Origin of the sequence: Burkholderia sp. LMG 13014 (assembly GCF_905232215.1) — a bacterium.
GTDB lineage: Bacteria > Pseudomonadota > Gammaproteobacteria > Burkholderiales > Burkholderiaceae > Burkholderia.
Map to the genome: position 1 here is coordinate 1 of NZ_CAJNKE010000403.1, position 5601 is coordinate 5601.

Annotated in this window: 4 protein-coding genes; all 4 read right to left on the bottom strand. The window is 66.0% G+C overall.

Annotated elements, in window-relative coordinates; translation table 11 throughout:
* Positions 1-321: Biofilm PGA synthesis auxiliary protein PgaD (locus JYJ84_RS27165; RefSeq protein WP_205189681.1), on the bottom strand; the 321-nt coding region annotated here is incomplete at its 3' end.
* On the bottom strand, positions 299-1570 hold the full coding sequence (gene pgaC / locus JYJ84_RS27170; RefSeq protein ID WP_122949404.1) for a poly-beta-1,6-N-acetyl-D-glucosamine synthase: 1272 nt from the start codon (positions 1568-1570) through the stop codon (positions 299-301). The genes pgaC and JYJ84_RS27165, both read right to left, overlap by 23 nt.
* Positions 1567-3666 carry a poly-beta-1,6-N-acetyl-D-glucosamine N-deacetylase PgaB gene (pgaB, locus tag JYJ84_RS27175; RefSeq protein WP_175222548.1) on the bottom strand — a complete coding sequence of 700 codons (2100 nt, stop codon included), beginning with the start codon at positions 3664-3666 and terminating at the stop codon, positions 1567-1569. Before pgaB ends, pgaC begins: the two co-directional genes overlap by 4 nt.
* Before the next feature lie 14 nt (positions 3667-3680).
* Positions 3681-5601, bottom strand: a 1921-nt coding sequence (pgaA, locus tag JYJ84_RS27180) for a poly-beta-1,6 N-acetyl-D-glucosamine export porin PgaA (protein WP_205189683.1), incomplete at its 5' end; no start/stop codon positions are given.

The following is a 5601-nucleotide window of genomic DNA, read 5'->3' on the forward strand; positions in this document are numbered from 1 at the left end:
CCGCAGCATCTTCGATACGCGCAGCCGGTAGGCCAGCGGATGCACGACGCGCCCGGCGATCAGCCACGTGACGATGGTGCCCGCGATGATCGCGATGCTGGTCGCGTAGAACACCATCTGTTCGATCGGCATCTCGGCCGGGTTGAACGGCAACAGGTAGCGGTACGTGTAGATGCAGATCGATGCCCATACGGCACCCACCAGCGCGGGCCGCACGAGGCGGAACCAGACGACCATCACGAGCCCGACGATGCGGCCTCGTTCGGCGATCATGTCGCGCGGTGCGCGCAGGGAAAGGTCAATAATCGGTGCGTTCTTCATGTTGAATGCCTCGGTCGGGGCTGACCCATACGGCCCGCTTGCCGCGGCCCCGCAGCACGATGGCGGGCAGGGCGACGACGGTGGTGATCATGCTGATCAGCCAGAAGGCGACGGGATACCAGACGGTGTCCAGGAAATACATCAGGAGTTTTTCGTCGTAACGACGATCGATCATGCTGCCGATGATCAATTGCAGAATGCAGGTGGCGACCAGCAGCATCCCGTGCCAGTGCGGCACGACCGATACGTGCCAGCTCCGCGGCAGCGGGTACACGACATCGATGAGCGCGAGCAGCAGGATGAACGACATCGAGTACGCCCACGCGATGCCGATCAGATACTCGGCGAACAGCGGCCACATCATCATCTGCGTCGGCCGCGCGAGCGTGCCCGCGTACTTCATCAGCACCTGGATGCCACCCTTCGACCAGCGCAGCCGCTGCCGGTACAGGCCCTTCAGCGTCTCGGGCATCAGGATCCAGCTCAGTGCGTGCGGCTCGTACACGACGCGCCAGTCGCGGCACTGCAGCTTCCAGCTGATGTCGATGTCCTCGGTCAGCATGTCCGAGCTCCAGTAGCCGACGTCGGCGAGCGCGGTCTTGCGGAACATCGTGATCACGCCGGATACCGTGAAGATGCGGCCGTACACCTGCTGCGTGCGCTTGATCAGCCCGACGATCGACGAGAATTCGCCGACCTGCATGCGGCCGAGCAGCGACGTGCGCGTGCGGATGCGCGGGTTGCCGGTCACGGCACCCACGCCCGGATCGGTCAGGAAATGCTCGAGCATCCAGCCGATCGCATCGTGCGCGAGCAGCGCATCGCCGTCGATGCACAGCAGGTATTCCGCGTTCGACACGGCCGCCGCGGTCGTGAGCCCGACCGCCTTGCCTTCGTTGCGCGCGTGATGGATCACGAGCAGCCGCGGGATCTCGACGGCCAGCGCGTTGAGGATCTCGCCGGTGCGATCCTGGCTGCCGTCGTTGACCGCGATGATGTCGTAGTTCGGATACTGCATCCCGTTCAGGTGGCCGATCACGCTGCGCGCGTTCGCGGCTTCATTGAAGCAGGGCACGACGATCGAGATCTTCGGGATCCCGCTCGACGCGATCGTCCGCGTGGACAGCTCGCGGCCTTCCTCGAGCAGGAAGTAGTGCACGACGCCGCCGATCATCCACAGGTACGACATGAAGAACGGGTAGTAGAAGACGAAATCCTGCAGGCGCTGGATGATGCTGTGGGTAGTCATGGCGTCTTCGTCCCCTGCGTTTTCTGCATCTGCATCAGTGCGTTGATCGATGTCGGGTCGAGGCGCGACTTCAGCGACATCACGTCGCGCATCGCGTCGAGTTCCGGCAGGCCGTTCAGGAAGTTGTCCGGGTAGTAGCCGAAATTCACCGCGCCCTCGCTGCGCAGCCGCCGCATCTGCGCGAGCAGCGTGCTGGCGGGGATCTCCTTGCGCGCGTGCCAGTCGTACGACTGCAGTTCGAACACGGTGCGCGGCAGCCCGAGCTTCTTCGCCCGGACGGCCCGCACGAGCTGGTCCAGCCAGTCGTCGGGATCCTTCGCCTGCTCCATGTACGGCATCGCCATCAGCGCGACGTAGTCGTAGGTGGCGAGGAAATCGTCGTAGTTCTGTGCGTACCACGCTTCCGATTCGGGCTTGAGCACCGGCATCGCGAAGATGTTGCGCGCGGTCAGCACGTCGCCCACGTTCTGGTGGGCCAGCACGATCTGTTCGAGCTGGCGGGTCAGATCGATCAGGTAGCGCGACTTCTGCCGGGTCCAGCGATTCAGCAGGTCGGGGTTCTCGCGGATCTTGCCGACGTCGGCCGGCAGCCCCCACTGCGAATAGGTGCGCAGCGCATGCCGGCCCGCATCCTCGTAATCGTCGAGCACCGCGTCGTCGCTGAACAGGATGCCGCTGAACGACGCGTGCTTGCTGAGATCCTCGTAGACCTGCTGGATCATCAGCCGCGCATCCGGATCGAACGGGCTCAGCCGAAACGTGCGCGTGCCGTTCTCGCGGGCCGGCGCGCCACCGTAGGCGCTCACGGCCTCGAGCCCGCGCTGCTTGTCGGCCGGCGGCCGGAACGCGAGCACCGGCATCCAGGCGTACACCTGCACGTTGGAGCGCGTGTTGAGCTGCCACGCGGCGCGCGAGAACAGGTCGGCGCGCATCGGCAGGTGCCGGTTCGGGAAATACACGGATTCGGCCACGCCCGTGCCTTTCGGGTCCGCAAACGCCTGCAGGTAGACCGATTTCGGCTGCATCCGGTAGATGCGTTCGATCAGCTTGCCGAGATTCGCTTCCTGCCGCGCGGGATCCGGATCGTAGACCTGGTCCAGATCGACCTGCACAGTGCGCTCGGGCACGTCGACGTCGCCGCGGTTCGACGCCGGCTCGCGCATCGAGCGCTCGAACCCGCCGATGTCGACGTCGTACATCATCAGGATCCGCCGCAGCCGGTCCAGCGGCACGTCCGGCGTATTCGGGCCGGCATCGAGGCTGAACTGGATGTCCATGCCGAGCGACGTCGATATCTGGCGCACCGGCTGGTTTTCCGCGCCGTATGGCCACACCATCGAGCGTGCGACGATGCCGGTATGTTCGCGGATCTGCCGCACGCAGGTCTGCAGGTCGTTGTGCACGCGCGCTTCGAATTCGGCGTCGGTTTCATAGCGCTTCTCGTCTTGCAGGTAGAGGTGCGACGTGGTCGCCGGCAATTCGTTGCCTTGCGGATTCGCGACCGCGCCGTGATGGAGGTTGTGCGTGTGGCAGCCGAGCTCGACGAGCTGCGACTGGCCGACCTGCTTCACGTCGTCCCACGACATGAAGTAGTCGCGCGGCACCTGGACCTTGTCGCTGATACGGATCGGCGTATCCGGCGGGGTATCGATCCACGCGGTGACGATGCCCATCACGGCCGGGTACTTGAACCGCTCGAGTAGCGGCAGCACCTTCGTGTAGTGGCTGCGAAAGCCGTCGTCGAACGTGAGGAGCACCGCGCGCGGCGGCAGCGGCTTGCCGCCGTGCCGCGACTCCTCGATCTGCTTGACCGTGATGGTGTGGTAGTTGTTGGTCTGCAGCCACGAGAAGATCGCGGTCAGCGTGCCGGTATCGACCGCGAACGGATCGACCAGCGCCGACGCCGATGTCGACGAAAACGACGCCATCAGGTTGTCGCGCACGTCGTGCATGCAGATCACGCGAAACGTCTTGCCGTCGGCCGGGTCGGACGGCGGCAGCAGGTCGATCATCCTGGCGTTCGTCACGCCCGGGAACAACGAACAGGCGGCAAACGTGCCGAGGCATCCGCACATGAAGGTCCGTCTGGTTTGCATTCGCGATCTCCTTGCTAGAACGGCAGGTTGACCGACATGAAGCCGGTTTCGGAGCGTTCGCGCTCGCCGTCGTACGCGTGGCTGCTGACCTCGACGCCATAGGTCAGCGTGATGTCGTGCTTGAACGTCCACGCGTGCTCGAGGCGCGCGCTCCACAGTGGGCTGGTGCCGAAACCGCGCTCGTTGTACACGCCGCCCGACACCGAGACGCGCTGCTGCAGCCCCATGTCGCCCTTCTTCCAGAGGGTCAGCTGGTGCATGACGGTCGCCGCGGCCGCGTAGTCGCGGCCCGGGCTGAAGTAGGGCGCGTTCTGGCGCGTGTTGCTGTCGGTGCCGAGATCCAGCGAGACGTTGACCTGCTGGTTGGCGGTCGTGTACACGCGCTGCGTGGCGGTCGCCGCGATCTCCTGGTGCAGGTTCGAATCGCTGTAGCGGCTCACGCCGTAGCTCAGCTTGACCTCGCGACGGTCGTTCTGGCGATAGACGACCGAGACGTTCGCCGAGCGGCCCCAGATGTGCGCGGCATACGCCTTCCATGGCAGCGAGTTGTCGTTGGTGTCGAGCGCGCCGCTGACCGTCCAGTAGTCGTTCAGCGCGTACGCGATCGACCCGCGGCCGCCGGTTCGGCCGTCCGTGCCGAACGAGCGCGTGACTTCGCCCTGTACCGTGAGCGGCCCGTGCCGGTAGTCGCCGCCGACGCCCGTACGCGTGCGGCTGACGTTGCCGGCGTCGGTCTGCGCATAGCCGAAGAACGTATGCGAGAAGACGCGCCAGTTATCGCCGAACGGTTGCGAATACACATAGCTGTCCGACGTGAAGCTGTTGTCGGCCAGTGCGCTGTTGCCGTGCTCGTAGTTCAGGTCGGTCGTGAAGACGGGGCTGCGGTACGCGTTGTAGTCGCGCTTGAAGCCGCGCACGGCACCGCTGTCCGGGAACGTGTTGTCCAGCGTCTGGTCGACGCTCTTCGCGGTCGCGTAGTCGTCGGCCGTGAGCGACGCGCGGCCGAGGCCCGCCAGCATCTCGACGCTGTCCGGGTGGTCGGTGAGCGACGCGCGATACATTGCGATCGCCTGGCGGGGATGCGACTGGCCGGACACCGCGTCCGCGTGCGCGGCACGGATCTCCGCGTTGAACGGCACCTGCTTCTCGAGTTCCTCGAGCGCGGCGATCCCTTCGTCGACGTGGCCGGTGTAGATCAGGTATTGCGCGCGCAGCCGGTAGTAGCGCAGATAGTCGCTTTCCTCCGGGCCGTAGCTGCGGACGTCCTTGGCCGGCGGCAGCGACGCACCCATGTCATCGAGCGCCTGCTTCGCGTCCGCCGCGCGTCCCTGGTCGACGTACGACCAGAACAGCCCTTCGCGCAGTTCGATCGGGCGCGTGCGTGCGCCGTACTGGAAGCCGCGGGTCGCGCGGTCCGTCGGCGACGCGGTCGCCTGCTTCAGCGCGCGCTGGTACACGGCGTTGGCCTTGCCCGGCTCGCTCAGGTACAGGTAGGCGTCGCCAACGGCGGACAGCGCATCGATCGAGATCTCCGCGTCGGACGGAATGGTCTCGAACGTCGTGACGGCCGTCTTCATGTCGCCGCGCGCCGCGTAGGCGACCGTGCGGTCGCCCGCGAGCGCCGTCCTGACCGGTGTGTACTCGGGCGTGGCCGGCATCCGCTTGTCGAGGTCGTCCGCCGCGCGCAGCGCGCTGTCGATCCCGTCGAAACGGTCGGAACTCGTCATCGCGCGCGACTTGTCGCGCCCGCCGCGCACCTGCTGGCGAATCGCCAGTTCCTCGAGTTGCGCGATGTCGACGGCGGAGAACGCATCGGGCCGTGCCTTCGCTTCGTCGAGCGCCTTGATCGCGCCGCCGCTCGCCGCGAGCCCGAATACGTCGTTGCGTACGGTCTCGACGTCGGCGGTACGGAGATTCGGCGCCTGGGCATTCGGC

Bases quoted from the DNA above. Each gene is read 5' to 3' on its own strand.
- pgaC (WP_122949404.1), bottom strand. From the start codon at position 1,570: ATGACTACCCACAGCATCATCCAGCGCCTGCAGGATTTCGTCTTCTAC.
- pgaB (WP_175222548.1), bottom strand. From the start codon at position 3,666: ATGCAAACCAGACGGACCTTCATGTGCGGATGCCTCGGCACGTTTGCC.